The organism is Flavobacterium acetivorans (genome assembly GCF_020911885.1).
Taxonomy (GTDB): Bacteria; Bacteroidota; Bacteroidia; order Flavobacteriales; family Flavobacteriaceae; genus Flavobacterium; species Flavobacterium acetivorans.
Window position 1 is genome coordinate 1,001,721 of the sequence record NZ_CP087132.1, and the last position, 25,818, is coordinate 1,027,538.

The 25,818-nt window shown below is 37.1% G+C and carries 25 protein-coding genes; 15 read left to right on the forward strand and 10 right to left on the reverse strand.

The window, feature by feature from the left end:
• Positions 1-2: 2 nt before the first annotated feature.
• The 3 genes from LNP19_RS04440 to LNP19_RS04450 all read right to left on the reverse strand — a co-directional run bounded on the left by LNP19_RS04440 (position 3) and on the right by LNP19_RS04450 (position 2,556).
• Positions 3-557 (reverse strand): CopD family protein, encoded by a 555-nt coding sequence (locus LNP19_RS04440; RefSeq protein ID WP_230063602.1) that lies wholly within the window; start codon positions 555-557, stop codon positions 3-5.
• 6 nt (positions 558-563) lie between these two features.
• Positions 564-1,583: a ferrochelatase gene (hemH, locus tag LNP19_RS04445; protein WP_230063603.1), complete on the reverse strand. Its 1,020-nt coding sequence runs from the start codon at positions 1,581-1,583 to the stop codon at positions 564-566.
• Between the two features lie 100 nt (positions 1,584-1,683).
• Complete coding sequence (locus LNP19_RS04450; protein ID WP_230063604.1) at positions 1,684-2,556, reverse strand: helix-turn-helix domain-containing protein; 873 nt, start codon at positions 2,554-2,556, stop codon at positions 1,684-1,686.
• Positions 2,557-2,783: 227 nt separating this feature from the next.
• Here LNP19_RS04450 and hemA point away from each other — a divergent pair, with 227 nt between their 5' ends.
• From hemA to LNP19_RS04525, 15 genes are all read left to right on the forward strand, one after another.
• Positions 2,784-4,040 (forward strand): glutamyl-tRNA reductase, encoded by a 1,257-nt coding sequence (hemA, locus tag LNP19_RS04455; protein WP_230063605.1) that lies wholly within the window; start codon positions 2,784-2,786, stop codon positions 4,038-4,040.
• 62 nt (positions 4,041-4,102) lie between these two features.
• Positions 4,103-5,029 carry a hydroxymethylbilane synthase gene (gene hemC, locus LNP19_RS04460; protein ID WP_230063606.1) on the forward strand — a complete coding sequence of 309 codons (927 nt, stop codon included), beginning with the start codon at positions 4,103-4,105 and terminating at the stop codon, positions 5,027-5,029.
• Between the two features lie 12 nt (positions 5,030-5,041).
• Positions 5,042-6,784 carry a TrkH family potassium uptake protein gene (locus LNP19_RS04465; RefSeq protein ID WP_230063607.1) on the forward strand — a complete coding sequence of 581 codons (1,743 nt, stop codon included), beginning with the start codon at positions 5,042-5,044 and terminating at the stop codon, positions 6,782-6,784.
• A 10-nt stretch (positions 6,785-6,794) separates the two neighbouring features.
• Positions 6,795-7,502, forward strand: coding sequence for a potassium channel family protein (locus tag LNP19_RS04470; RefSeq protein WP_230063608.1), 708 nt, complete (start codon positions 6,795-6,797; stop codon positions 7,500-7,502).
• Between the two features lie 2 nt (positions 7,503-7,504).
• The gene (locus tag LNP19_RS04475; RefSeq protein WP_230063609.1) at positions 7,505-8,161 is read left to right on the forward strand and encodes a uroporphyrinogen-III synthase; all 657 of its coding nucleotides are present in this window, start codon (positions 7,505-7,507) and stop codon (positions 8,159-8,161) included.
• A 74-nt stretch (positions 8,162-8,235) separates the two neighbouring features.
• A complete protein-coding gene (gene hemE / locus LNP19_RS04480; protein ID WP_230063610.1) occupies positions 8,236-9,261 on the forward strand; it encodes a uroporphyrinogen decarboxylase in 1,026 nt (341 codons plus the stop codon).
• 109 nt (positions 9,262-9,370) lie between these two features.
• Entirely contained in the window at positions 9,371-9,751 is a 381-nt protein-coding gene (locus LNP19_RS04485) for a hypothetical protein (RefSeq protein WP_230063611.1), read from the forward strand.
• Positions 9,751-10,659 carry an oxygen-dependent coproporphyrinogen oxidase gene (hemF, locus tag LNP19_RS04490; RefSeq protein WP_230063612.1) on the forward strand — a complete coding sequence of 303 codons (909 nt, stop codon included), beginning with the start codon at positions 9,751-9,753 and terminating at the stop codon, positions 10,657-10,659. The genes LNP19_RS04485 and hemF overlap by 1 nt, the downstream gene beginning before the upstream one ends.
• 165 nt (positions 10,660-10,824) lie before the next feature.
• Positions 10,825-11,820: a porphobilinogen synthase gene (gene hemB, locus LNP19_RS04495; RefSeq protein WP_230063613.1), complete on the forward strand. Its 996-nt coding sequence runs from the start codon at positions 10,825-10,827 to the stop codon at positions 11,818-11,820.
• A gap of 7 nt (positions 11,821-11,827) precedes the next feature.
• Positions 11,828-12,262 carry a c-type cytochrome gene (locus LNP19_RS04500; RefSeq protein ID WP_230063614.1) on the forward strand — a complete coding sequence of 145 codons (435 nt, stop codon included), beginning with the start codon at positions 11,828-11,830 and terminating at the stop codon, positions 12,260-12,262.
• Positions 12,263-12,373: 111 nt separating this feature from the next.
• On the forward strand, positions 12,374-12,844 hold the full coding sequence (locus LNP19_RS04505; RefSeq protein ID WP_230063615.1) for a methylated-DNA--[protein]-cysteine S-methyltransferase: 471 nt from the start codon (positions 12,374-12,376) through the stop codon (positions 12,842-12,844).
• Between the two features lie 60 nt (positions 12,845-12,904).
• Positions 12,905-14,188, forward strand: coding sequence for an NAD-dependent succinate-semialdehyde dehydrogenase (locus tag LNP19_RS04510; RefSeq protein ID WP_230063616.1), 1,284 nt, complete (start codon positions 12,905-12,907; stop codon positions 14,186-14,188).
• Positions 14,189-14,278: 90 nt separating this feature from the next.
• Entirely contained in the window at positions 14,279-14,992 is a 714-nt protein-coding gene (locus LNP19_RS04515; RefSeq protein ID WP_230063617.1) for a 3'-5' exonuclease, read from the forward strand.
• A 111-nt stretch (positions 14,993-15,103) separates the two neighbouring features.
• Positions 15,104-16,543 (forward strand): nucleoside recognition domain-containing protein, encoded by a 1,440-nt coding sequence (locus LNP19_RS04520; RefSeq protein WP_230063618.1) that lies wholly within the window; start codon positions 15,104-15,106, stop codon positions 16,541-16,543.
• 412 nt (positions 16,544-16,955) lie between these two features.
• Positions 16,956-18,557: a fumarate hydratase gene (locus tag LNP19_RS04525; RefSeq protein ID WP_230063619.1), complete on the forward strand. Its 1,602-nt coding sequence runs from the start codon at positions 16,956-16,958 to the stop codon at positions 18,555-18,557.
• A gap of 117 nt (positions 18,558-18,674) precedes the next feature.
• Here the strand turns inward: LNP19_RS04525 and LNP19_RS04530 are convergent, their stop codons facing one another.
• The 7 genes from LNP19_RS04530 to LNP19_RS04560 form a co-directional block, all read right to left on the reverse strand.
• Entirely contained in the window at positions 18,675-19,334 is a 660-nt protein-coding gene (locus LNP19_RS04530) for a 3-oxoacid CoA-transferase subunit B (RefSeq protein WP_230063620.1), read from the reverse strand.
• A 2-nt stretch (positions 19,335-19,336) separates the two neighbouring features.
• Positions 19,337-20,038, reverse strand: coding sequence for a CoA transferase subunit A (locus LNP19_RS04535; RefSeq protein WP_230063621.1), 702 nt, complete (start codon positions 20,036-20,038; stop codon positions 19,337-19,339).
• A 50-nt stretch (positions 20,039-20,088) separates the two neighbouring features.
• Positions 20,089-22,395 (reverse strand): penicillin-binding protein 1A, encoded by a 2,307-nt coding sequence (locus LNP19_RS04540; RefSeq protein WP_230063622.1) that lies wholly within the window; start codon positions 22,393-22,395, stop codon positions 20,089-20,091.
• 8 nt (positions 22,396-22,403) lie between these two features.
• Positions 22,404-22,883 carry a gliding motility lipoprotein GldH gene (locus tag LNP19_RS04545; protein ID WP_230063623.1) on the reverse strand — a complete coding sequence of 160 codons (480 nt, stop codon included), beginning with the start codon at positions 22,881-22,883 and terminating at the stop codon, positions 22,404-22,406.
• Positions 22,867-24,156 carry a PSP1 domain-containing protein gene (locus LNP19_RS04550; RefSeq protein ID WP_230063624.1) on the reverse strand — a complete coding sequence of 430 codons (1,290 nt, stop codon included), beginning with the start codon at positions 24,154-24,156 and terminating at the stop codon, positions 22,867-22,869. Before LNP19_RS04550 ends, LNP19_RS04545 begins: the two co-directional genes overlap by 17 nt.
• Before the next feature lie 185 nt (positions 24,157-24,341).
• Positions 24,342-24,572: a ferredoxin gene (locus LNP19_RS04555; RefSeq protein ID WP_230063625.1), complete on the reverse strand. Its 231-nt coding sequence runs from the start codon at positions 24,570-24,572 to the stop codon at positions 24,342-24,344.
• Positions 24,572-25,813 carry a peptidase U32 family protein gene (locus LNP19_RS04560; RefSeq protein WP_230063626.1) on the reverse strand — a complete coding sequence of 414 codons (1,242 nt, stop codon included), beginning with the start codon at positions 25,811-25,813 and terminating at the stop codon, positions 24,572-24,574. Before LNP19_RS04560 ends, LNP19_RS04555 begins: the two co-directional genes overlap by 1 nt.
• Positions 25,814-25,818 lie beyond the last annotated feature (5 nt).

Sequence of the window (25,818 nt, forward strand, 5' to 3'; positions counted from 1 at the left end):
AGTTAAGATTGGTTTTTCTCTCTAATTCTTTTATAAAATTTGAAACCCAACATAATCAATATAGAAAACAAAAATATTCCAATTACCCCATAAATCCAGTTGAAGGCGTTTTTTAAAACAACTAAAAAGACGACTGCAAAAAGGATAATTGTGGCGCCTTCATTCCATAAACGCATAAAGTTTGTGGTGTATTTTACTTGATCATTTTGCAATTGTTTGAATATTTGATGGCATTTTCCATGGTATAAATACAACACAAATACGAAGCCAAGTTTTACATGCATCCAAGGCATTTGTAACCACGATCGTCCCAAATCAGTAAAAAACAGCATCCAAAAAGCAAAAAAGCTGGCCAAGATAGCTGATGGCCAGCTGATAATGTACCACAAGCGATAGCTCATTATTTTATACTGTTTTTGTAGTATTTCTTTCTCAGGCGATGGTTTTTGTGCGGCTTCAATTTGGTAAACAAAGAGGCGAACAATATAAAACAAACCAGCGAACCAGGTAATTACAAAAATAAGATGTAAAGATTTGAGGTAGTTGTAGTATTCCATAGGTTTTTATTTGGCAATAGCCCAGTCGTTAATCCAGTTGCTCACGGTTTTACACCAATCTTCACTATCGTTTAAACAAGGAACAGCGGTAAATTCTTCACCTCCATGTGCTTTAAATTCGTGATTGGCTTCCATGGCGATTTCTTCTAGAGTTTCTAGACAATCAGCGACAAAAGCTGGAGTTACAACTGCTAATTTCTTAATTCCTTTCTCCGGCATTTTGTTGACTTCAACATCAGTATAAGGCTCAAGCCATTTGTCACCGGCTAATCTGGATTGAAAGGTTTGGCTGTATTTTCCTTCTGGAATGCCTAATTGTTGTACGACCAGTTTAGTGGTTTCGTAGCATTGATGGCGGTAACAAAATTCATGTGCTGGCGAAGGCGTGTTGCAACAAGAGCCATCAATTTTGCAATGCGATTTAGTGACATCGGTTTTTCGAATGTGGCGTTCCGGTAAACCGTGATACGAAAATAACAAATGATCGTATTCAAAATTTGCCAGATGGCTTTTTATAGAATCAGAAAGGTTTTTGATGTAATCGGGTTTGTTGTAAAAGGCAGGAACCGTAGAGAATTTCATAGTTGGAAAATGCTCTTTTCTGATTTCTTCGGCTTTTTCCAAAACCGTAACCGTAGAGGACATCGCATGATGCGGGTACAATGGGAAAAGTAAAACTTCGGTAACGCCTTGGTCAGCCAGTTCTTTTAAGCCGGAATAGATGTTAGGATTTCCATATCGCATCGACAAAGCCATTGGAACTTGGACTTGCGGTTTTACTTTTTCAAACATTCTTTTGGAAAGTACCACAAGTGGGGAACCTTCTTTCCACCAAATTTTAGCGTATGCTTCGGCTGATTTGGCGGGTCTTTTTCTTAAAATAATACCTCGAACCAGCAAGGCTCTTAATAAAAATGGAACATCAATGACATATTTGTCCATTAAAAACTCATCTAAATAAGGCTTTACGTCTTTTGGAGTTGGACTTTCTGGAGAACCTAAATTGATTAATAATACACCTTTCATTTTTTTTGTTTTGTTTTTGATAAAAGTAAACAAACTTACTTTTTTATAAATTGGGATTAACTAATTTTTATTTATTGTGTAATGCGCAAAATCAATCGTCTTAGGTATTGGGATTGATTGACATTAGGTATTTTTTTGGAGTGGTGCCAAATTTCTTTTTAAATGCAGCAATGAAATGACTTCCGGTGCTGTAACCTATTTTTAATCCTACTTCATTGACATTATAGGAACCGCTGTCGAGCAGTTTTCGGGCAAAATCCATTTTGTAGTCAAACAGAAAGCCATAAACGGTATCGCCATAAATCTGTTTGAAACCCATTTTTAGTTTCTTCAAATTCAAACCTATCTCATCGGCGAGTTCTTGTAAACCCGGTGGCTCAGCCATATTGGCAATAATGATTTCTTTGGCTTTCTTGATTTTCATCACATTGTCCTCATCAATCAGGAACGGACATTGTTCGGCATTTGGATCTTCGGTTCGGTTAAAGTATAAACTCAGTAACTCATAACCTTTTCCTTTGTAATAGAGATTTTTTATCGAAGGATGCAGGTTGTAATGAAACAATTGACTCAATACAATAGCCATTGATGGACTTACATTTCCTTCGTTATAGTATTTTTTGTCCTTATTGTCGGGACTCAAAAAAGTGATGTAATCGGCCTCGGTTGAAAATAAGGCGTGGAATTTTTTGATGGAAATAATCACCGAAATAACCCAAGAATTAGGCGAAAGTTCCAAATTTAAAGGCAATTCTTTTTGCGGATTGTATAAAAGCAATGATTTCTCTTCTTTTAGTTCCAAGGTGTAATTTCCTTGGTTGAAGATGAATTTTGCACCGCCTTTTAATCCAAAATGAAACTGAATCAATCCGCTGCTCACTTCTCGTTGGGCAAAAAAAGGCTCTGCGCTGTCGTTTTGAAAGCGAATTAGGGTGAAGTCATCTTCTATTTTAATAATTTCTTGAGAACTCATAGCGACATTTTTTAATTAAAAACATGATAATTATCAGTTAGAACTGTTTAGAACGACTCTAAATAAATTAGGTAACATGGCCTTATTTTACTGCAAAAATAACATAATTTGCGATAAAATAGATCTTTAGAAATAAAAAACATACAGCGACACAAAAAGTACTTTTAGCGTTACTTTTATAAATACTATAGTGATAATTTTGTTGCACTTTCTTGAAAGGTATTCATATGGAAAATAATAAACAATCAAAGCTTCTTTATTTTTATGCAGTTGGATTAAGCTATAAAAAAGCAGATGCTGAGATAAGGGGGAAATTTAGCTTAGACACAACAGCTAAAACACGTTTGTTAGAACAGGCAAAAAACGAAGGGATCGAAAGTTTAATCGTCACTTCTACTTGTAATAGAACGGAAATCTACGGCTTTGCAGAGCATCCTTTTCAATTAATTAAATTGATTTGTGAGAACAGCCAAGGCAGTGTTGAAGCATTCCAAAAAGTTGGTTTTGTATATAAAAATAAAGAAGCCATTGGACACATGTTTCGCGTAGGAACCGGTTTAGACAGTCAAATTCTAGGAGATTTCGAGATTATTTCACAGATAAAATCCAGTTTTATACAGTCAAAAGCTTTTGGTCTTGCCAATGCTTTCATGGAGCGATTAGTCAATGCCGTGATTCAGGCGAGTAAAAAGATAAAAACAGATACCGAAATCAGTTCGGGTGCTACTTCTGTTTCTTTTGCTTCGGTTCAATATATTATCAAGAATGTGGAAGACATTGGAAATAAAAATATTTTATTGTTTGGAACGGGGAAAATAGGGAGAAATACCTGCGAAAATTTAGTGAAACATACTAAAAATGAGCACATCACTCTGATCAACAGAACCAAAGACAAGGCCGAAAAGCTTGCAGGAAAACTCAATCTAATCGTAAAAGATTATTCAGAACTGCATTTGGAACTGCAAAAAGCCGATGTTGTTGTAGTGGCAACCGGCGCACAAAATCCTACGGTAGACAAAGCGATTTTGAATCTTAAAAAACCGTTGCTAATTTTAGATTTATCCATTCCTAAAAATGTAAATGAAGATGTTGAGGAATTAGAAGGGGTTACGCTGATTCATATGGATTATTTGTCCCAGTTGACAGACGAAACTCTGGAAAACAGAAAAACACACATCCCAGCTGCCGAGGCCATCATCGAAGAGATAAAAGAAGAGTTCATTACTTGGACTAAAGGCAGAAAATTTGCCCCAACCATTAATGCGCTAAAAGAAAAACTGAATGCGATTAAAGTTTCTGAATTGGATTTTCAAAGCAAAAAAATCGCAAATTTCAACGAAGAACATGCTGAAATTATCAGCAACAGAATCATTCAGAAAATAACCACACAATTTGCCAACCATTTGAAAGATGACAATACCATGGTGGATGAAAGCATCGAATGGATTGAAAAAGTGTTTAAAATTAACGCTTCTGTGAAGTAAATAATGTTCTTTTACGAAACCTTAACGAATCTTAATTTCTCAAAGGTTCTATTAAAATAAAAATGGCAGATAAAATAATACGAATAGGAACTCGCGATAGCGAATTAGCACTTTGGCAAGCACATACGGTTCAAAAAAAGCTAAACGATTTAGGTTATAAAACTGAAATTGTTGCCGTCAAATCTCAGGGTGATATCATTCTCGATAAGCCACTTTACGAATTAGGAATCACAGGAATTTTTACTAAAACGCTCGATATTGCCATGATCAATGGTCAGGTAGATATCGCCGTGCATTCCATGAAGGATGTTCCTACGGCTTTGCCAACGGGAATTGTACAAGCAGCCGTTTTGGAAAGAGCCAATACTTTGGATATTCTGGTTTACAAAGACAATCTTAATTTTTTGGAAGGAGAAGGAACAATTGCTACCGGAAGTTTGCGTCGTCAGGCACAATGGTTGCACAAATACCCAACTCATAAAACGGTCGATTTGCGTGGAAATGTCAATACTCGAATGCAGAAATTACAGGATAGCGATTGGAATGGAGCTGTTTTTGCCGCAGCAGGTTTAGAACGTATCAATCTGAAACCAACAGATTTTATTGATTTAGACTGGATGATTCCGGCCCCTGCTCAAGGAGCAATGGTTGTGGTGGGAATGCAAAACGACAATTTTACTTTGGACGCTTTGTCACAGTTAAATGATATTGAAACCGAAATATGTACGCATATTGAAAGACAATTTCTGAGAACTTTGGAAGGCGGTTGTACGGCTCCAATTGGTGCTTTGGCGCAGTATAACGAAGAGGAAGATAGTATTCACTTTCAAGGAGCTTTGTTTTCATTGGACGGAAAACAAAAACTGGAAGTAAATAAAACCTTTGATATCGGGGAATGGAAAAAATTAGGTTTCCATGCAGCCCAAGAAATTTTACAAAATGGAGGAGTAAATTTAATGGAAAGCATTCGTAAAGATTTAAAAAAATAATTTTATTTCAATATGAAGAAAGAATCCTTGCTCAATTATTTGTATCGCTTTTTCGATATTATCGTATTGCTTTTTATTGTTTTTGACTTTGGATATGATTTTGAAGATAATTATGATTCTCTTCATATTGTGGGCTTAATCCTTCTTTCTGTTGGTTTGTTGGCTTTCAATACCTTTAAGTTTTTTAATTATAGTTTTAAGAGCAACAAGAAAGTAGTTTTAATCAATATGATTTTGTTGGTTATTCTGTTGGTAATTTGTGGGATAATCTGGTTGCTAAATAGTAGTTTTCCGGCCTATTATATCTTGCAAAAAATAAAACCTGTGCTAGAAGGTGGATTGATTTTCTATTTTTTATTGCGTTTAATGGTCTTTGTGCGTTATATTTATGACATTTACTTTAATCCGGCGATTGTTTTTGTAGGAAGTTTTATGATTTTAGTTTTGATTGGAAGTTTTTTACTGATGCTTCCAAGTGCTACTACAAATGGAATAAGTTATACAAATGCTCTTTTTACCGCCACCAGTGCGGTTTGCGTTACTGGTCTTACCGTAGTTGATACCGCGGTAGATTTTACCATCGTGGGCCAATCCATAATCATCGTCTTAATACAATTGGGCGGAATTGGAATTTTAACCTTCACCTCGTTCTTTGCCTTTTTTTTTAGAGGGAGTTCTTCCTTTAAAGAAGGGTTGAACACTCGAGATTTTATCGCTAATGATGGTTTAAAAGACGTTTTTAGAGCAGCACTGAACGTTGTTATTTTTACCTTAGGAGTCGAACTGGTGGGTGCGTTATTTATTTATTCTTCCATTATTGATAATCCAGCTATCGAGAATGATTTCTACTTTTCAATATTTCATTCTGTTTCTGCTTTTTGTAATGCGGGATTCTCTATTATTCCCGGAGGAATGTTAAACGAAACGATTTTTTTTAATTATTATTTACAGTGGATTATCATGTTGATGATTATACTGGGTGGGCTTGGGCATAATATAGTATTCAATTTTTTCTACTATTTAAAAACTTATGTTGTTGAGTTGTTTAAGAAAAAAATTGTCCATAAAAAAATCAGAATCATTACTGTAAATACTAAAATTGTAATTTATACCACTTTGTTATTGTTAGTAGGTGGTTTTGTTTTTCTTTTTATTTCTGAATACAACAACACTTTACTAGAGCACAATACTGTTTTTGGAAAAATAACAGCTGCTAGTTTTAATGCCGTTTCACCAAGGACTGCTGGCTTTAATGCGGTAGATTATGAAAAAATGAATGTGCCATCATTGCTTTTTGTTATTTTTTTAATGTGGATTGGAGGATCGCCAGCATCAACTGCCGGTGGTATTAAAACGAGTACTTTTGCATTAGCAACTTTAAATATATTTGCAGTGGCTAGAGGCAAGAGTAGAATTCAAATATTTGGAAGAAGAATATCCTCTGAATCGACTTCGCGTGCGTTTGCTATTTTATGTATTTCATTGATTACTATTGGTGTTTCTATTATGGCAGTTTTAATTTTTGAGCCTAAAGGTACGCCTTTATTAACGGTTGCTTTTGAATGCTTTTCAGCCTATAGCACCGTGGGTTTAAGCTTAAATTTTACACAAACTTTATCAGAACCTAGTAAATTGGTTTTAATTCTGTGTATGTTTATTGGTCGAATAGGAATGCTCAATTTAATGGTCGGATTATTACGAAGATTGAATCATCAGTTTTACGAATATCCAAAAGAGAATATATTAATTAACTAAACTTGTTCAAATGAAAATAATCGTATTTGGTTTAGGGAATTTCGGAATGTCATTAGCAATTAGTCTGACCGAAACAGGAAATGAAGTTATTGGTGTTGACAAAAATATCGAAAAAGTGAATTTAGTGAAAGACAAGATCTCCCATGCCATTGCAATGGATTCAACTAACGAATTGTCCTATGAAGCACTGCCTTTAAAAGACACTGACAAAGTTGTTGTTGCCATCGGAGAAAACGAAGGAGCTGCTATTATCACCACCGCAATAATTAAAAAATTGAGTGATGTAAAAATCATCAGTAGAGCATTGTCACCTATTCACGATACGGTTTTAGAGGCTATGGGAATTCATAGTATCGTACATCCCGAACAAGAATCAGCGGATAGATTAACCAAACAAATCAATTTTAAATCAACTTTAGAAAATTACCAATTAGACGATAATTATACTATTTCTGAAGTAAAAGCAAAACCGGAATTCTTTGGGAAAACATTAGCCGTATTAGATACAATTGATAAATACCGCCTAACTTTAATTACTATTATTCGAAAAAGAGAGAAGAAAAATTTAATAGGGAAAAAATCCATTGTAAAAGAATCCATTGGTCGATTATCGCCAGAAACCGTTATTTTAGAAAACGACATTTTAGTGGTTTATGGCTACAATAAAGATATAGAAACCTATTGCTTAGGGCAAGAAGAACATCAAATAAGAAGCTAATAATGATTCAAATACTATCTACAAAAAAACTTTTGGACAATCAAAAGCAAGCATTGGTCAAAGCTGATTTCAATGTCATTGAAGCTGATTTTATTCATACAAAAAGCCAAGCTTTTGAACTAAAGGATATCAATGATAATTTGATTTTCACCAGTCAAAATGCGGTTCAAAGTTTTTTGTTAGACCCAAAATCGGAAGAATTAAAAACAAAAGATGTTTTTTGCGTCGGACTGAAAACTAAGATTTTGTTGTCAGAAAGTGGCTTTAACGTGGTAGCTTATACCGGATATGCAGCAGATTTGGCCGAAATTATCACTTTAATCTATGGATCGCAAAGCTATACTTTTTTTAGTGGTAACTTGCGACGCGATACTTTGCCCGATGCTCTTAAACAAGCAAAAATAAAGTTTAATGAAATTCAGGTTTACGAAACAACTTTGACGCCTCAGAAAATAAAAACTCCTGTAGATGCGATCTTGTTTTTTAGTCCTTCTGGCATTGAAAGTTATTTGAAAGAGAACAGTATCAAAAAAGAGATTTGTTTTTGTATTGGTGAAACCACGGCCAGCGCCTTGGAAAATGTGACTAAAAACATCATTATCGCAGATCAGCCAACAATCGAAGACGTGATTGAGGATGTGATTGCCGAGTATAAATAAACCCCAATCACAAAGAGGAATTAATATAGAGAAATAAAAATTTGCGCCTTAGCGCCTTTGAATTCAATACTATTATGATAAAGAACGACTTATTTTTAAAAGCACTAAAAGGAGAAACAGTACAGCGTCCGCCAGTTTGGATGATGCGTCAGGCGGGAAGATATTTGCCGGAGTTTATCGCTTTGCGTGATAAATATGATTTTTTTACCCGTTGTCAAACGCCAGAATTGGCTGCTGAAATTACGGTGCAACCTATTCGCCGAATTGCTCCTGATGCTGCGATTTTATTCTCGGATATTTTGGTGATTCCACAAGCCATGGGAATAGAGGTGTTGATGAAGGAAAATTTCGGTCCCTTTGTACCTAATCCTATTCGCACGATTCAAGACGTAGAGCGAGTAGTTGTTCCGGATATTCAGGAAACTTTAGGTTATGTGATGGATGCTATCAAATTGACCAAAGAAATGTTGAACGATGAGGTGCCATTAATTGGTTTTGCAGGTTCCCCTTGGACCATTATGTGCTATGCCGTTGAAGGAAAAGGATCGAAGAGTTTTGATATGGCCAAAGGATTCTGTTTCCAATACCCGGAAGCTGCACATGTTTTATTGCAAAAAATCACTGATACCACTATTTTATACCTAAAAGAAAAAGTAAAAGCGGGAGTAAATGCCGTTCAAATTTTTGATTCTTGGGGAGGAATGCTTTCTCCGGTGGATTATCAAGAATTCTCTTGGAAATACATCAACCAGATCGTGGAGGCTTTGGCCGATGATGCGCCGGTGATTGTTTTCGGAAAAGGATGTTGGTTTGCACTTGGTGAAATGGGGAAAAGTCGTGCTTCGGCACTTGGAGTAGATTGGACGTGTTCGCCTAGAAATGCACGTTATTTATCAGGTGGAAATATTACCCTTCAAGGAAATTTTGATCCGTCAAGATTGTTATCGCCGATTCCGGTAATCAAGAAAATGGTACACGAAATGATTGATGAATTTGGCAAAGATAAGTACATCGTGAATTTGGGTCATGGAATTTTGCCTAATATTCCGGTCGATCACGCCAAAGCGTTTATCGATGCGGTGAAGGAATACAAGCAGTAAGTTTGCCAATCCTGCAAGGTTTTCTAAACCTTGTAGGTGTTTATGATAAAGTTAAAGATTGTACCTACAAGGTTTAGAAAACCTTGTAGGAGTATAACAAAAAATAAAGATGCTAAACAAAGGTTTACGAGACCAAGAAAGTATACGGATAGACAATGTGCTAAAGACGTTGCATTCTTTGGTTTTTGTGCCTAAATTTTGGAATATTGAAGATACAAGTTTGATTGATAATCAACTGACGGATTTCGGTTTGAGCACTACGGTTTTAATCGAAATGGAACAAAACGATTTAATCAAATTGTTGCTAAAATTGCAATTGGACTGGAAGCAGCAGGAACAATTTGCTGATTTTATGATTGCTTTTTCAAAAGAAAATCCGTTTGATTTAACCGAAAAAGCAATTGTCATTTACGAGTATATTCAATCCGAAAGCAAGACATTTTCGTTTGAAATTTTTAATAAAATCGCTTTCGCAAAAGCTAATTTATAATGAAAAATAAATTTTACACCTATATACAAAATCTGCAAGATCAGATTGTAGCAGGATTAGAGGCGGTGGATGGTCAGGCTAAATTCCGCGAAGACCTTTGGGAACGCCCGGAAGGCGGTGGCGGAAGAACCCGTGTGATTGAAAACGGAGCCGTTTTTGAAAAAGGCGGCGTCAACATCTCGGCAGTTCACGGGAAATTACCGGACAGCATGCAGAAATTATTCAACGTAGGCGAAGCTGATTTTTTTGCCTGCGGACTGAGTTTGGTTATCCATCCTAAAAGCCCGATGGTACCTACGGTGCATGCCAATTGGCGCTATTTTGAAATGTACGATGACAACGGAAACGTGATCCAGCAATGGTTTGGCGGTGGACAAGATTTGACGCCTTATTATTTGTTCGAGGAAGACGCGATACATTTTCATCAGACTTGTAAAACGGCTTGCGACAAACATAATCCGGAGTTTTATCCAAAATATAAAAAACAATGTGACGCCTATTTCTGGAATGCACATCGTAATGAAGCCCGCGGAATTGGCGGATTGTTTTTCGATTATTGTAAGGCAACCGATGACATGAGCATGGAAAATTGGTTCAATTTCGTTACCGAAGTCGGCAATAGTTTCTTGCAAGCTTATGTTCCAATTGTAGAGAAAAGAAAGAATCTCCCTTTTACAACTGAGCAAAGAACTTGGCAGGAAATCCGTCGTGGTCGTTATGTAGAGTTCAATTTGGTTCACGATAAAGGCACCTTGTTTGGACTAAAAACCAACGGTCGAATTGAAAGTATTCTGATGTCTTTGCCGCCGCATGTACAATGGGTTTACGATCATCATCCGGAAGCAGGAAGTGAAGAAGAAAAACTATTAAAAGTATTAGAAAATCCGATTGAATGGATTGTAGATTGATGATTAACGATTTTTGATTGCAGATGTAATCCTTAATCAACAACTAATTAATAGAAAAAAAAAATATAACAAGATTGAAGAGTGATGATGAATGATTTGTGATTGCAGTAGTACAGGCGCACAAATCAGAAATCAGCAATCGTTAGTCTAAAATCCTAGATCATTATGTTCCCATTACACAGAGGCAGAAGATTACGCGTCAATGAATCCATCCGTTCTTTAGTTCGTGAAACGAGTTTAAGTCCATCCGATTTTATGTTCCCGATGTTTATTGCAGAAGGCGAAAATGTAAAAGTGGAGATTCCTTCGATGCCTGGAATCTTTCGTCGCTCGATAGATTTAACGGTAGAAGAAATCAAAGAAATTTATGCTTTGGGAATTCGCGCCGTGAACATTTATGTAAAAGTGAGCGAGAATTTAAAAGACAATACGGGAAAAGAAGCCTGGAATCCGAACGGACTGATGCAAAACGCTATTCGTGCGATCAAAGCTGCTTGTCCGGAAATAATCGTTATGCCTGATGTGGCATTAGATCCTTATTCGATTTACGGTCATGATGGAATTATAGAAAACGGCGATGTCGCCAATGATGCTACGAATGATGCTTTGGTAAAAATGGCAGTTTCTCATGCCCAAGCCGGTGCCGATTTTGTCGCGCCATCAGATATGATGGACGGTCGTGTGTTGCGCTTGCGCCAAGGACTGGACGCGGCAGGTTTTCACAATGTGGGAATTATGAGTTATTCGGCAAAATATGCTTCGGCATTTTATGGCCCTTTCCGTGATGCTTTGGATAGTGCGCCAAGAGAAGCTGATGTTGAAGTTCCAAAAGACAAAAAAACCTACCAAATGGATTATGCCAATCGCATCGAGGCCATCAAAGAAGCCGTTTGGGATGTAGAAGAAGGCGCTGATATGGTGATGGTAAAACCCGGAATTGCTTATTTGGACATCGTTCGTGAAGTAAAAAACGCGGTTAATGTTCCGGTAACCGTTTTCCATGTTTCGGGCGAATATGCGATGATTAAAGCCGCCGCCGAAAGAGGCTGGCTCGATCATGATAAAATTATGATGGAACAATTGATGTGCATCAAACGCGCAGGTGCCAGTTTGATTTCGACTTATTTTGCCAAAGAAGCTGCTGTAATCTTAAATAAATAAAATCGTCATGAAAAAAAATGTATCCTTATTAGCTTTATTTGTGTTAATCTGCTTCGGTAGTTCATTAACGCTCGTGTCTTGTAAAAAAGAAAGTCAAGAATCTTTTGGAAAGGAAGAAACCAATACCGAAGCAGTTTCAGAAGGTATGCAGGCCGAAAAGAAAACACCGGTCCAATTGGGAGAACAACTCTTCAATGGAAAAGGGAATTGCGCTTCCTGTCATCAGATTGACGTAAAATCAATTGGGCCAAGTGTTCAGGAAATTGCCAAAATGTACAAAGATAAAAACAGCGATATGATCAGCTTTTTGAAAGGAAACAGCGAGCCTATTGTTGATCCAAGTCAATTTGAAGTAATGAAAGCTAATTTTGCAATCACCAAAGCCATGTCTGATGAAGAGTTGAAAGCCTTGGAAGCTTATTTTTATTCCAATTTAAAATAGTTTTTCAGCCCAAATTATAAAAACGCTTTTACAAAGTCCACAAGGAATTTATTTTCTTGTGGACTTTCTGCTTTTTTAGGGTCTTTATATTTATTTTTTTACTTTTATCAAATGGAAACAGCCTATATCAAAACGCCTTTGGGAATTGCTACAATCGCAGGTGATGAAAATGGAATTGCAGAAATTTCAGTTTCGGATGAAGGAGCGGTTTCGGCTAATGTTCCAGCAATTTTGCAAAAAGCAGTTTCGCAACTCAATGATTATTTTGAAGGGAAAAGAACCGATTTTACTTTTAAATTAAACCCAAAAGGTACCGAATTTCAGCAAAAAGTGTGGAAAGGATTATTGGAGATTCCTTTTGGTAAAACCTGTAGTTATATGGATTTATCCAAAAAATTAGGTGATGTCAAAGCCATTCGTGCAGTGGCTTCTGCCAATGGAAAAAATCCGCTTTGGATTGTAGTGCCATGTCATCGCGTTATAGGAACAGATGGTTCACTCACGGGCTATGCCGGCGGTTTATGGCGTAAAAAATGGCTATTGGAACACGAAAATCCAACTATGCAGCAAAGTTTGTTTTAATGGTGAACTTTCCTTCCGAATAGAAAAAAGCCATAACTTTAGCTTTTAATTCATATCGTTATGCAAAACAAAATACACACCGCCCAAAGTGCTTTCGAACATTGGAAAACTATTTCATTCGAGAATCGTGCACTATTGTTAAAAAGATTGAAAACGGTTTTGGAGGAGCGTCGTATGCATTATGCCGCTTTGATGACACAGGAAATGGGAAAACCCATCACCCAATCGCTGGCCGAAATAGATAAATGCGGATGGCTCTGTGAGTATTATGCTGAACAAGCTGAAACTTTTTTACAAACACAATACATTTCAACTGAAGCCAACGAAAGTTTTGTGACTTACGAACCTTTGGGAGTTTTGCTTGGAGTAATGCCTTGGAATTTTCCCTTCTGGCAGGTATTCCGATTTGCCGTTCCCGCTATCATGGCCGGAAATACGGTTTTGGTAAAACACGCCAGCAATGTTCCTAAATCGGCCGTAGGCATAGAATCCTTGTTCTTGGAAAGCGGTTTTCCGTTGGGGATTTATCAGAATTTGCCAATTTCCAGTGATAAAGTTGGGGAGTTGATTGCGCATCCAATTATTAAAGCCGTGTCACTAACGGGAAGTGAACAGGCGGGAAGCTCAGTAGCGATGCAGGCAGGAAAATACCTGAAAAAATCGTTGTTGGAATTAGGCGGAAGCAATGCCTTTATTGTGTGTGAAGATGCCGATTTAGAGAAGGCCGTTGCAATTGCTGTGAATGCTCGCATGCAAAATGCCGGACAAAGTTGTATTGCCGCCAAGCGTTTTTTAGTGCATGAAACGATTTTCGATATTTTTGTTGAGAAATATAAATGGGCTGTAAGTCAATTGAAAACCGGTGATCCAATGGATCCGGAAACACAAATAGGTTCGTTGGCCAGAGTAGATTTAGCCGAGGATTTAGAAAAGCAAGTGAAACAGTCAGTAGTTATGGGAGCAGAGGTTGTGTTAGGCGGAAAAAGAAAAGAAGCTTTTTTTGAACCAACCATTTTAACTAATGTTACTCCTGATATGCCGGTTTTCAAAGAAGAAACTTTTGGACCTGTGGCTGCTTTAGTCTCATTTAAAACATTAGACGAAGCCATCGCTCTGAGCAATCAATCGGATTTTGGCTTGGGAGTTTCTGTTTTTACTACTGATATTGAGCAAATAAAATTGCATCTTCATGAGTTTAACGAAGGTGCTGTTTTTATCAACGATATGGTGAAGTCTGATCCACGTTTGCCTTTTGGAGGTGTTAAAAAATCAGGTTACGGACGAGAGCTTGCCAGAGAAGGAATCCTGGAATTTGTGAATTGTAAAACGGTGGTGATAAGATGATTTTATTCCCCTTTAAATGAGGGGGAATAAAATAGTTGTATAAACATCAGATAATTACGTAAATTCGTTCAAGAAGTTAAAAAAACGCCCATGATAGAAAAAATAAACCTCAATAACATCCTCTTTCTGGATATAGAAACGGTTCCTGAAACCGAGGATTTCAATACTTTGGATTCAGAAATGCAAGCGCTTTGGGAACAGAAAACCCAATACCAGCGCAAAGAGGAATATACAGCCGAAGATTTTTACGATCGTGCGGGTATTTGGGCTGAGTTTGGCAAGATAGTCTGTATTTCCGTTGGCTTTTTTACTGTCAAAGGGGATATTCGAAACTTTCGGGTGACTTCTTTTTTTGGAGATGAAACTAAGATTTTAAAGGATTTCAATAATCTGTTGAACAATCATTTTAATGGTGCCCAACATATTTTGTGCGGTCATAATGCCAAAGAATTTGATATTCCTTTCTTGGCGCGTCGCATGATTATCAATCAAATCGCTATTCCGGATAAGCTGAATCTTTTTGGTAAAAAGCCTTGGGAAATTCCGCATTTGGACACTTTAGAATTGTGGAAATTTGGCGATTACAAACATTTTACTTCTTTAAAATTATTGTGTAAAGTGCTCGGAATCCCTTCTCCCAAAGGTGATATCGACGGCAGTCAAGTAGGTCATGTTTTTTATGTAGAAAAAGATATTGACCGCATAGTAACTTATTGCGAGAAAGACACCATTGCCGTGGCGCAAATTTTCCTTCGTCTGAGAAGAGAGGATTTATTGATTGAGGAAGAGATTATTCATGTTTAATTATCCATAAAGTAGTTTAGTTTTCTATTATATTTCTAAGTCTTTGTGCGCTTTGCAGAATCCTTTGTGTATTTAACGGTTAAATATTTACATTTACAAAAATTATAGATTATGGTATTGAGTAGATTCTGGTTGGCAATCTTCATTTCTTCGATTGCTTTTATTGTGTTGAGTTTGTTTATGGGAAACAGTTACACAATCGATTTTGTGTTAAATGGTAAAAAAGACGACCCGATTTTAATATCTGAAAAATACTTACACCAGATTCCTACTTTTGTAAAAGACAGCATTGTCAATGCACCGGATAACATGATGGTGGTCAATAACAATGTGTCAAATCCTGATACGACTTATGTTTATTCTAACAAAACGGTAAAAATCTACAGTGGCATACAAAAATCAGATGGCTTATTGCCAACATGTAAAAATACTTTACTTGATTTAGTTCTTCCGCTTATTGCTTATTTGGCATTTTTCTGCGGATTGATGGAGCTTTTAATTATTTCAGGAGCTTCTGGAAAATTAGCTAAAGCATTGAGTCCTGTTTTTGTAAAAGTATTTCCGAGTATTCCTAAAAATCATCCGTCAATATCTTATATGACTTTGAATTTTGCTGCTAATTTCCTAGGATTAGATTCGGCTGCGACGCCATTTGGTTTGAAAGCGATGGAAAGTTTACAAGAGATAAATCCCGAAAAGGATAAAGCCAGCGATGCGCAAATCATGTTCATGTGTTTGCATGCTTCGGGGCTGACTTTGATAGCGACTTCTATCATTGGTTATCGTGCTGCTGCTGGCGCCAGTAATCCGGCTGATGTGATGTTGCCTTGTATTATCACTTCTTTTATTGGTACGATTGCTGCCTTTCTGATTGTTGGAATCAAACAAAAAATTAATTTCAAAAGTGCCTCTTTGGTTGTGGGTTTAATGGTTTTAATTGCTGCCATTATTGGTTTGTTGATGTACGTTAATCATTTGGATTTGATCGGAAAAAACTATTTTACTTCTAACCTTTCTGCTTTAATATTAGTTGGAATCATCGCTTTTACTTTGATTTTTTCCTTTATCAAAGAGGAAAAATTTGCTGAGGCCAAAACCACCGTTTTTGATGCGTTTGTAGTGGGAGCTAACAACGGAGTAAAAACGGGAGTCGTTATTTTTCCTTATGTTTTAGGGATGTTAGTGGCGATTTCGTTGTTTAGAAACAGTGGATTATTTGAAATTATAAGCAACTGGATTGCTTTCATTTTTTCGAATATGGGAGTAAATAAACAAATTACTGATGCGCTACCGGTTGCCTTACTTCGTCCATTTAGTTCGGCGGGATCAAGAGGGTTTTTGATTGATTCGATGAATACTTTTGGTGCCGATTCGATGACGGGAAGATTGAGTAGTATTTTTCAATGCAGCGCCGAAAGTACTTTTTATGTTATCGCGGTGTACTTTGGATCAGTTAATATCAAAAATACCCGTTATGCTCTAGGAACCATGCTTTTAGTTGATGTGATTTGTGTAATTACCGCTATTTTTGTGGCAAGTTGGTTTTTTTAGTAGAAATAAAGCAACGATAAATTCCACAAATTCTTGCCAATTAGTTTGTGGTAATTCGAGAAATTTGCGATTTTTTATTTTTGAAGATTAGGAGTTTTGATCTATTTTTCATTCTTTTGAAAAGGGAACAATCGGATTAATTAATAACCAATTAAAAAACCAAAAAATGTCAAAATACACTAAATACATCGCTATAGGCTTAGTTATTTTATTTCTAGTAACAAGTTTGTTGAGTTAAACAAGCCTTATTTAATTTACGCATAAAAGTGTTTTTACCTGCCTTAAGCAGTAGTGAAAACACTTTTTTGGTTTCTGTTTTAACAAAAATGCAAGTTTTTTTTATGATAATCACCTTGGTTAAGAAGTGATGCGACGGTAAATAATTTTTATCTTTGTCAAAAAACAATATTCAATGGACTTTATATATCAGGATCCTTATCCTATTTTAAAAGACGATACCCAATATCGCAAAATTACTTCAGGTTATGTAAAAGTTGAAAAACTAGGGGAAAGAGAAATTTTAACCGTTGATCCAAAAGGTTTGGAATTGCTTTCTCAAGAAGCCATGAAAGACGTGTCTTTTATGTTGCGAACTTCCCATTTAGAAAAATTACGCGCCATTCTGGATGATCCGGAAGCGACCGATAACGACCGTTTTGTAGCTTACAATTTGTTGCAAAATGCCGCTGTGGCTATTGAAGGGGAATTGCCTTCTTGTCAAGACACCGGAACAGCGATTGTAATGGCCAAAAAAGGCGAAGATATCTATACGGGTGTAGATGATGCCGAATGGCTTTCAAAAGGGATTTTTAACACCTATCAAGAACGCAATCTGCGTTATTCTCAAATTGTGCCAATCAGTATGTTTGAAGAAAAGAACTCGGGTTCGAATCTTCCGGCGCAAATTGATATTTATTCGAAAAAAGGAGCTTCTTATGAATTTTTATTTTTGGCAAAAGGAGGCGGTTCTGCCAATAAAACCTATTTGTACCAACAAACAAAATCATTGTTGAATGAAAAGTCAATGGATGCTTTTGTTCGTGCCAAAATAATGGATTTAGGAACTTCTGCTTGTCCGCCTTATCACTTGGCTTTTGTAATTGGAGGAACTTCCGCCGAAGCTAATTTGGCCGCTGTTAAGAAAGCATCTGCAGGTTATTTCGATAATTTACCTACTACTGGAAATATGGCTGGTCAGGCTTTTCGCGATTTAGAATGGGAAAAAAGAATACAATTAATTTGTCAAGAAAGTGCTATTGGAGCGCAGTTTGGAGGAAAGTATTTCACCCATGATGTCCGTGTGATTCGTTTGCCGCGTCATGCCGCTTCTTGTCCGGTTGGATTAGGCGTGTCTTGTTCAGCTGACAGAAATATCAAAGGGAAAATCACCAAAGACGGAATTTTCGTTGAGCAGCTGGAGGTGAATCCAAAAAGATTGTTGCCGGAAACGGCGCCGCATTTGGAACCTGCTGTAGAAATTGACTTGAACCGTCCTATGGCTGAAATTTTGGCCGAGTTGACTAAATACCCAATCAAAACCCGTTTGAAATTAAACGGAACCTTGATTGTAGCTCGTGATATTGCGCATGCCAAAATCAAAGAATTATTGGATGCGGGAAAACCAATGCCGGAATATTTTAAAAATCATCCCGTATATTATGCCGGACCTGCAAAAACTCCGGATGGAATGCCTTCAGGAAGTTTTGGACCAACTACAGCTGGACGTATGGATGTGTATGTGGAAGAGTTCCAAAAAAATGGCGGAAGCATGATAATGCTTGCCAAAGGAAACCGTACCAAAGACGTTATGAACGCTTGTAAAACGTATGGCGGATTCTATTTAGGTTCTATTGGTGGTCCTGCGGCGATTTTGGCTAAAGAAAATATACTTTCTGTTGAGGTAGTTGACTTTGAAGAGTTAGGTATGGAAGCGGTTCGTAAAATTACCATTAAGGATTTTCCGGCTTTTATCATTACGGATGATAAAGGAAATGATTTCTTTGAGAATTTATAATATTTAAGCGCAAAGGGCGCTACGTTTTTTAAATATAAAAACCGCAAATTCGCAAATTATTTCAAATGTTTTTGAGATTTAAAATTTGCGAATTTGCGGTTTATTTTTTGTGAAAGCTTAGTCAATTGCCATTTCCGGAATTTCGCCTTCGATAATCAATTCCGCTTCTGTAGATGCGATGATATTATCTACAGAAACTCCGGGTGCTCTTTCGAGTAATTTAAAACCTTTTGGAGTTACTTCCAAAACGGCTAATTCAGTCACTACTTTTTTAACGCAACCAACACCTGTTAAGGGTAAAGTACATTTTTTAAGAATTTTTGATTCTCCAGCCTTGTTAACATGCATCATGGCAACGATAATGTTTTCGGCAGAAGCCACTAAATCCATTGCGCCTCCCATTCCTTTGACCATTTTTCCCGGGATTTTCCAGTTGGCAATATCCCCGTTTTCGGCCACTTCCATGGCGCCAAGAATGGTTAAATCTACTTTTTGGCTACGGATCATTCCAAAACTGAAAGCCGAGTCAAAGAAACTGGCTCCCGCTAAGGTTGTGATGGTTTGTTTTCCGGCATTAATGATGTCGGCGTCTTCTTCTCCTTCAAAAGGAAAAGGACCCATACCCAGAACGCCATTTTCGCTTTGAAATTCAACCGAAATGTCTGTCCTGACATAATTAGCCACTAAGGTTGGAATTCCGATTCCTAAGTTTACATAATAACCATCTTTAACTTCTTTGGCTATACGTTTTGCTATTTCTTCTTTTCCTAATGGCATAATTAATTTCTTTTTCTAACGGTTCTTTGCTCAATTCTTTTTTCAAACTTTTCGCCTTGAAAGATGCGCTGCACCATAATTCCTGGGATATGAATTTCGTTTGGGTTTAATGAACCTGCAGGCAAAAGTTCTTCTACTTCGGCAATGGTGATTTTTCCGGCACCAGCCATACAAGCGTTGAAGTTTCGCGCGGTTCCTTTAAAAATTAAATTTCCTGCTTCATCGCCTTTCCATGCTTTTACAATGGCAAAATCAGCTTTGTAGGCTAATTCCATTACATGCATTTTTCCGTTGAATTCACGCACTTCTTTTCCTTCGGCAACTTCGGTGCCATAACCGGCCGGGGTGAAGAAAGCAGGTATTCCCGCTTGGGCAGCACGGCATTTTTCGGCTAAAGTTCCTTGCGGAGTTAATTCAACATCTAATTCTCCGGAAAGCATCTGACGTTCAAATTCGGCATTTTCTCCCACATAGGAAGAAATCATTTTTTTGATTTGTCTTTTATGTAATAACAATCCAAGACCAAAATCATCAACGCCGGCATTGTTTGAAATGCAAGTAAGATTGTTGGTTTCTTTTTTAACCAGTTCTGCGATAGAATTTTCGGGAATACCGCATAGTCCAAATCCACCTAACATGATGGTCATTCCGTTTTCGATTCCTTGAAGGGCGTCTTGAACGGAGTTTACTTTTTTGTTAATCATATTATATTGTGCTTTTTAGTTCAGAGTGAATCGGGATTTCATGTTTTTAATTAGAAATCAAATTCTTCTGTGTCTTGTTGAATATCGGTGGTGTCTTTTACTACTGGAGCACGATAGCAATCTACTTTTATCGAAAGATTAGCAGGTCTTTCGAACTGTTCTTTTGATACTTTTAATTCAGGATCAGCATAGCAAAGTTTCATGAAATAACCCCAAACCGGTAAGGCAGCAGTTGCTCCTTGTCCATAAGTAATCGTTTTAAATCGGGCTGAACGATCCTCGCAACCTACCCAAACGCCGGTAACTAGATTGGGCACCATTCCCATGAACCAACCGTCAGATTGGTTTTGTGTTGTACCTGTTTTACCCGCAATTGGGTTTGTAAACATATAAGGGTATCCTGTCCATCTGTTGTCACCACTTCCTCCTCCTTGGGTTCTAAGTCTAGATCCAGATCCGCCTTCGGTAACGCCTTCGAGTAATTTTATAACTGCAAAAGCAATGTCTTTATTTAAAACGTCATGAGATTCCGGGATAGGTTCGTAGATAACAACGCCACTTTTATCTTCAATTCGGTTTAAAAATTGCGGTTTGGTATAAACACCTTGATTGGCAAAAGTACTGTAGGCTGCTACCATATCTTCTACGGTAATGTCTACAGCTCCTAATGCTATCGAAGGTTGAGCCGGTATTTTGCCTTTTATTCCTAATTTGTGAGCCAAAGTAACTACAGCCTCAGGTCCTGTTTTGTCTATTAATTTTGCTGATATTGTATTGATGGAGCCTGCCAATGCTTGTTTTAGTGTTACCATACCACGGTATTTATTGTCTGAATTTCTAGGTTCCCAGTCTTCTGTAACATTATGGCGTCCTTTGCGAATCATAAATGGACCATCAATAATAGTGTCACAAGGTGACATGTTTAATTGTTCAATAGCCGTTGCATAAACGAAAGGTTTGAAAGTAGAACCTACTTGTCTTGCACCTTGGCCTACGTGATCGTATTGGAAGTATTTGTAATTAATTCCACCTACCCAGGCTTTGATATTTCCTGTTTGTGGTTCCATAGCCATTAAACCCGATTGTAAAAAATGCTTGTAGTAACGGATAGAATCCATTGGAGTCATAATTGTATCTCTTTCGCCTTTCCAAGTAAACACGGTCATTTGTGTTTTTTTATTGAAAGATTCTATGATTTCATCGTCACTTTTGTCCATATTTTTCATAACATACCATCTGTTTGAGGTTTTCATGGCTTGTTTTAAAATACGCTGGGTTTCTGCCTGAGAAATATTAACAAAAGGGGCATTTTTATTGTTTTTTGACTGAATAAAAAATTCTTCCTGAAGATTTGCCATGTGAGCCGAAACAGCTTCTTCGGCATGCAATTGCATTCTTGAATCAATGGTAGTGTAAATTTTTAATCCGTCTTTATAGATATCATAATCAGATCCGTCGGGTTTTTTGTTTTGCTCTACCCATTTTTTCATATAATCACGCAAGTATTCTCTAAAATAAGTGGCTGTTCCTTCTCTGTGGCTTTCTAGTTTGAATTTTAAGGAAATAGGTAAGTTTTGTAATTTCTCTTTTTGATCTTTAGTGATCATGTGCTCTTTCTCCATTTGTGCAAGCACTACATTTCTACGGTTTTTTACCCCTTGCGGGTTTCTTACCGGATTGTAAAGTCCTGAGTTTTTGAACATACCAACTAAAATAGCAGATTCGTCAATGGTCAAATCTTTTGGAGCTTTTGAAAAATAGGTTTGGGCAGCTGAACTTACCCCAACGGCATAATTCCCAAAATCGTAAACATTGCAGTACATAGCCAAGATTTCGTTCTTAGTGTATTGTCTCTCTAATCGGATGGCAATGATCCATTCTTTGGCTTTTTGTACAATTCGAAAAGGCAAAAACTTGGAACCTTCGCCGTGAAACAATTGTTTGGCTAATTGTTGGGTCAAAGTACTTGCTCCTCCGCTTGTTCCCAGACTGGCAATTGCTCTCAGGGTTCCTCTTCCGTCAATACCGGAGTGCTCATAAAAACGTTCGTCTTCTGTTGCAACAAGTGCATCTACCAGGTTTTTAGGTAAATCAGAATATTTTAATTGAGATCTGTTTTTTTGAAAGTATTTACCCAAAATTACCCCATCAGAAGAGATGATTTCCGTTGCTAAATTCGAGTCTGGATTTTCTAAATCCTCAAAGGAAGGCATCGAGCCAAATAGCCCCCAAGAGGCAAATAAGAAAAACAGCAGGATTCCTCCCATTCCGTAAAGGAAAAATTTCCAAAACGCTTTAGTATAATACTTAAAATCTTTATCAGTATTAGCGGTCTTATTGTTTTTTTTCGCAGCCATAAATTATCTTAATCTTTGTTTTCAATTCGTAAACCTACTTCTGTAATTCCTTCTAATAGAGTAACTCCGGGAACTTTTCCGGTTTCTCTCACAGCTTGTTTTATGTTGACTTTGTATTTTCCTCTAAATTTTACATTTTCCTTGTAAAACAATTTGCTTTCTTTTATATCGGTAAAGCCATTGCCCAGCAAAGTGCCGTCCGGGCTTGCCATTTGGTACTCCAAGGTGTCTACTTTTGTATAGCCGTTTGGTTTCTCCAAGGTGACAATCAAAAAAAGATTGTTGAACTGGTAATTGTTGTTGTCTCTTATGTTTATAAATAAATCATATCGTTTTGTAGAGTCTAATTCGGGTAAATTAAACGATACAATACTGTCTTTATGCCAGGCGCTACCTACAGATTTGTACTCATCAAATACTCTTTTTTCATCACAAGAAGAAAATAGAATCGCAATCAAAAGGAGAAAAACACTATTTTTTATTCTCATTTTTTTTAATAATTATTGGTTTTCTTGGTTCTGCTGGCTTTTTATCGTTTGAAGGATTTGGGCGTTTATTGTTATTGTTTGCAGGTCTATTGTTATTATTATTTGTTGGTTTCGGTTTATTGGCAACAATTACATTTTCACCCGCTGGTCTTGGTTTTTTGTTTGGTTTTTTCTTTTTCTTAGGTTGGTCAAAACGGGTTAAACTTTCTTGTCCCATCGCATTATTAAAGTCTTTTTCTCTTTCCTGAACAATTTCGATGGCAAAATCTTCAAGAGCCGAAACTTTCTTTTTGAGTTTATTTTCGGCAATGATTTCCTTTACTTTTTCTATTTTTAATACATGCCAGTTGGCAAAATTATTAGTGTAAGCAAACCACATTAAACCCTTAAAAATATCTTGTTTTTGACAAATGGCATCGCCTTTTTCAGTAACTAATTTCGTGTCAAAATCAGGAAAACCTTTCAAGGCGTCCATGTAAGTGTCTAATTCATAGTTCAAACAGCATTTTAATTTTCCGCATTGCCCTGCCAGTTTTTGTGGGTTTAAAGACAATTGTTGGTAACGAGCCGCAGAAGTATTGACACTTCTAAAATCGGTTAGCCAAGTTGAACAACACAATTCTCTACCGCAAGAACCAATTCCTCCTAAACGAGCTGCTTCCTGACGGAAACCTACCTGTTTCATCTCGACTCTGGTGCTGAATTCTTTAGCAAAATCTTTGATTAAAAGTCTAAAATCGACTCTGTCATTAGCGGTATAGTAAAAAGTAGCTTTAGAACCATCTCCTTGAAATTCAATATCCGAAATTTTCATTTCGAGTTTTTGAGCAATTGCCAGTTCGCGTGCTCTAACCTTCATCGGCTCTTCTTTGGCTCTTGCTGCTGACCAAATATCAATGTCTTTTTGAGATGCTTTTCTGTAGATTTTAGGAACTTCATTACTGTTGGAATTAACCCCTTTTTTCTTCATTTGAATTTTTACCAATTCTCCTGTCAAGGTTACAATTCCGATGTCGTGTCCAGGAGAAGCCACTGTTGCCACAATGTCTCCAATGCTTAGTGTCAGTTTTTCTGTATTGCGAAAAAAATCTTTTCTTCCGTTTTTAAAACGAACTTCAACACAGTCAAAAGGAGCTTCGCCATTAGGCAAACTCATATTAGAAAGCCAGTCGAAAACAGTTAATTTGTTGCAGCTATCGGTGCCGCAAGTCCCATTATTTTTACAACCCTTTGGTGCACCACCATCAGAAGTTGAACAACTTGTACATGCCATAATTTTATATGTAGTGTTGTGACTGGCACAACTTAAGTTCTTAAAACGATTAATTTGTAAAGATAGTATTTTTTAATTTTATGTTACAACGATTGAAAATGGATGAAAGTGATAAAATTTTATTAAAAAAACCCATTACAATTGTTGTTGTAATGGGTTGAATATTAGTGTATTTAATCGTGTTTTTAAGTTTCTTTTACCGAAATTATTTTTACCGGACAGGCTTTGGCGGCCAATTCACAATGCTCCACAATCGTATGATCGTGTGATTTTAAGGTGAAAAAACCTTTGGCATTTTGCGAATGAATCAAAACCGATTTTCCGTCTTTTTTTGACATTTGAAATTGAACAGGTGCCATTTCTACACAATAATTACAACCAATGCATTTGTCTCTTTGTAGGGTTACAATGACCATTAGGCTTCCACAATTTTGTATAATTTGTCAGACATTCGGATTCTGAATGGCAATTTTAAAGTGCAATCGTCGCCTTTTGTAGCTTTTTCGGCAACGGCATCATTTACATACATTTCTTCGATCAGCATTTCTTGTGATCCGGTATTCGGTCCGGTAACTAAAATTTTGTCGCCAATTTTTATGTCGTAAGCTTCGATTTTGAATTGCCCTACAGCTGCTTTCGGGAAATAATGCGTTCCTTTTCCCACATAGACTTTTTTCTGAGTCGCCATCGATCCGGGAATAGCACTCCATTCGCCTAGTTCTTGTCCCAAATAATAACCCGACCAAAATCCGCGGTTGTAAACGGTGTTCAAAGCCTCCATCCAAACGGCTGTTTTTTCTTTAGAAAATGTACCGTCATAGTAGCTGTCAATCGCTTCACGATAGGTTTTGATTACCGTTGCCACATATTCCGGAGCGCGACCGCGACCTTCGATTTTTAAAACCTGAATGCCGGAATCAATTACCTGATCCAGAAAATCCAAAGTACATAAATCTTTTGGGGACATCATGTATTCGTTATCTAACTCGATTTCGAAACCACTTTCCTGATCAATCACTGTATATTTTTTACGGCAATTTTGTTTGCAGGCGCCACGATTTGCCGAAGAATTATGCGAATGTAAACTCAAATAACATTTCCCAGAAACCGCCATGCACAAAGCACCATGACCGAAAATTTCTATTTCGACTAAATTTCCGTTAGGACCTTTAATTTCTTCTTTTTTAATTTGATCGGTGATGTTTTTCACCTGACGCAAACTCAATTCACGACTTAAAACCATGGTGTCGGCAAAAAGGCTGTAGAATTTTATGGTTTCAATATTGGTCACATTCAATTGGGTCGAAATGTGTACTTCCATCCCAATTCCTCTTGCCATGGCAATCACGGCTTGGTCTGATGCAATTACGGCAGTGATATTAGCATCCTTAGCTTTGTTCAACAATGTTTTAACCACCGATAAATCGTGATCGTAGATTATCGTATTTAAAGTTAAATAGGTTCTGATTTTTTTATTTTCGCAACGACGGGCAATTTCTGCTAGGTCATCGATGGTAAAATTTACCGTTGCTCTGGCGCGCATATTTAATTGGTCTACGCCAAAGTAAACCGAATCAGCACCATTATCTATCGCAGCTTGAAGTGACTCAAAGTTCCCGGCGGGAGCCATAAGTTCAATTTTGTTATTCGATGTCATGATAA

Bases quoted from the DNA above. Each gene is read 5' to 3' on its own strand.
- hemA (WP_230063605.1), top strand. From the start codon at position 2,784: ATGGAAAATAATAAACAATCAAAGCTTCTTTATTTTTATGCAGTTGGA.
- LNP19_RS04530 (WP_230063620.1), bottom strand. From the start codon at position 19,334: ATGCCATTAGGAAAAGAAGAAATAGCAAAACGTATAGCCAAAGAAGTT.
- LNP19_RS04470 (WP_230063608.1), top strand. From the start codon at position 6,795: ATGAAAATAATCGTATTTGGTTTAGGGAATTTCGGAATGTCATTAGCA.
- LNP19_RS04555 (WP_230063625.1), bottom strand. From the start codon at position 24,572: ATGGTCATTGTAACCCTACAAAGAGACAAATGCATTGGTTGTAATTAT.
- LNP19_RS04550 (WP_230063624.1), bottom strand. From the start codon at position 24,156: ATGGCATGTACAAGTTGTTCAACTTCTGATGGTGGTGCACCAAAGGGT.
- LNP19_RS04475 (WP_230063609.1), top strand. From the start codon at position 7,505: ATGATTCAAATACTATCTACAAAAAAACTTTTGGACAATCAAAAGCAA.
- hemH (WP_230063603.1), bottom strand. From the start codon at position 1,583: ATGAAAGGTGTATTATTAATCAATTTAGGTTCTCCAGAAAGTCCAACT.
- hemF (WP_230063612.1), top strand. From the start codon at position 9,751: ATGAAAAATAAATTTTACACCTATATACAAAATCTGCAAGATCAGATT.
- LNP19_RS04520 (WP_230063618.1), top strand. From the start codon at position 15,104: ATGGTATTGAGTAGATTCTGGTTGGCAATCTTCATTTCTTCGATTGCT.
- LNP19_RS04540 (WP_230063622.1), bottom strand. From the start codon at position 22,395: ATGGCTGCGAAAAAAAACAATAAGACCGCTAATACTGATAAAGATTTT.
- LNP19_RS04545 (WP_230063623.1), bottom strand. From the start codon at position 22,883: ATGAGAATAAAAAATAGTGTTTTTCTCCTTTTGATTGCGATTCTATTT.
- LNP19_RS04560 (WP_230063626.1), bottom strand. From the start codon at position 25,813: ATGACATCGAATAACAAAATTGAACTTATGGCTCCCGCCGGGAACTTT.
- LNP19_RS04535 (WP_230063621.1), bottom strand. From the start codon at position 20,038: ATGATTAACAAAAAAGTAAACTCCGTTCAAGACGCCCTTCAAGGAATC.
- LNP19_RS04525 (WP_230063619.1), top strand. From the start codon at position 16,956: ATGGACTTTATATATCAGGATCCTTATCCTATTTTAAAAGACGATACC.
- hemE (WP_230063610.1), top strand. From the start codon at position 8,236: ATGATAAAGAACGACTTATTTTTAAAAGCACTAAAAGGAGAAACAGTA.
- LNP19_RS04510 (WP_230063616.1), top strand. From the start codon at position 12,905: ATGCAAAACAAAATACACACCGCCCAAAGTGCTTTCGAACATTGGAAA.
- LNP19_RS04440 (WP_230063602.1), bottom strand. From the start codon at position 557: ATGGAATACTACAACTACCTCAAATCTTTACATCTTATTTTTGTAATT.
- hemC (WP_230063606.1), top strand. From the start codon at position 4,103: ATGGCAGATAAAATAATACGAATAGGAACTCGCGATAGCGAATTAGCA.
- LNP19_RS04500 (WP_230063614.1), top strand. From the start codon at position 11,828: ATGAAAAAAAATGTATCCTTATTAGCTTTATTTGTGTTAATCTGCTTC.
- LNP19_RS04505 (WP_230063615.1), top strand. From the start codon at position 12,374: ATGGAAACAGCCTATATCAAAACGCCTTTGGGAATTGCTACAATCGCA.
- LNP19_RS04515 (WP_230063617.1), top strand. From the start codon at position 14,279: ATGATAGAAAAAATAAACCTCAATAACATCCTCTTTCTGGATATAGAA.
- LNP19_RS04485 (WP_230063611.1), top strand. From the start codon at position 9,371: ATGCTAAACAAAGGTTTACGAGACCAAGAAAGTATACGGATAGACAAT.
- hemB (WP_230063613.1), top strand. From the start codon at position 10,825: ATGTTCCCATTACACAGAGGCAGAAGATTACGCGTCAATGAATCCATC.
- LNP19_RS04450 (WP_230063604.1), bottom strand. From the start codon at position 2,556: ATGAGTTCTCAAGAAATTATTAAAATAGAAGATGACTTCACCCTAATT.
- LNP19_RS04465 (WP_230063607.1), top strand. From the start codon at position 5,042: ATGAAGAAAGAATCCTTGCTCAATTATTTGTATCGCTTTTTCGATATT.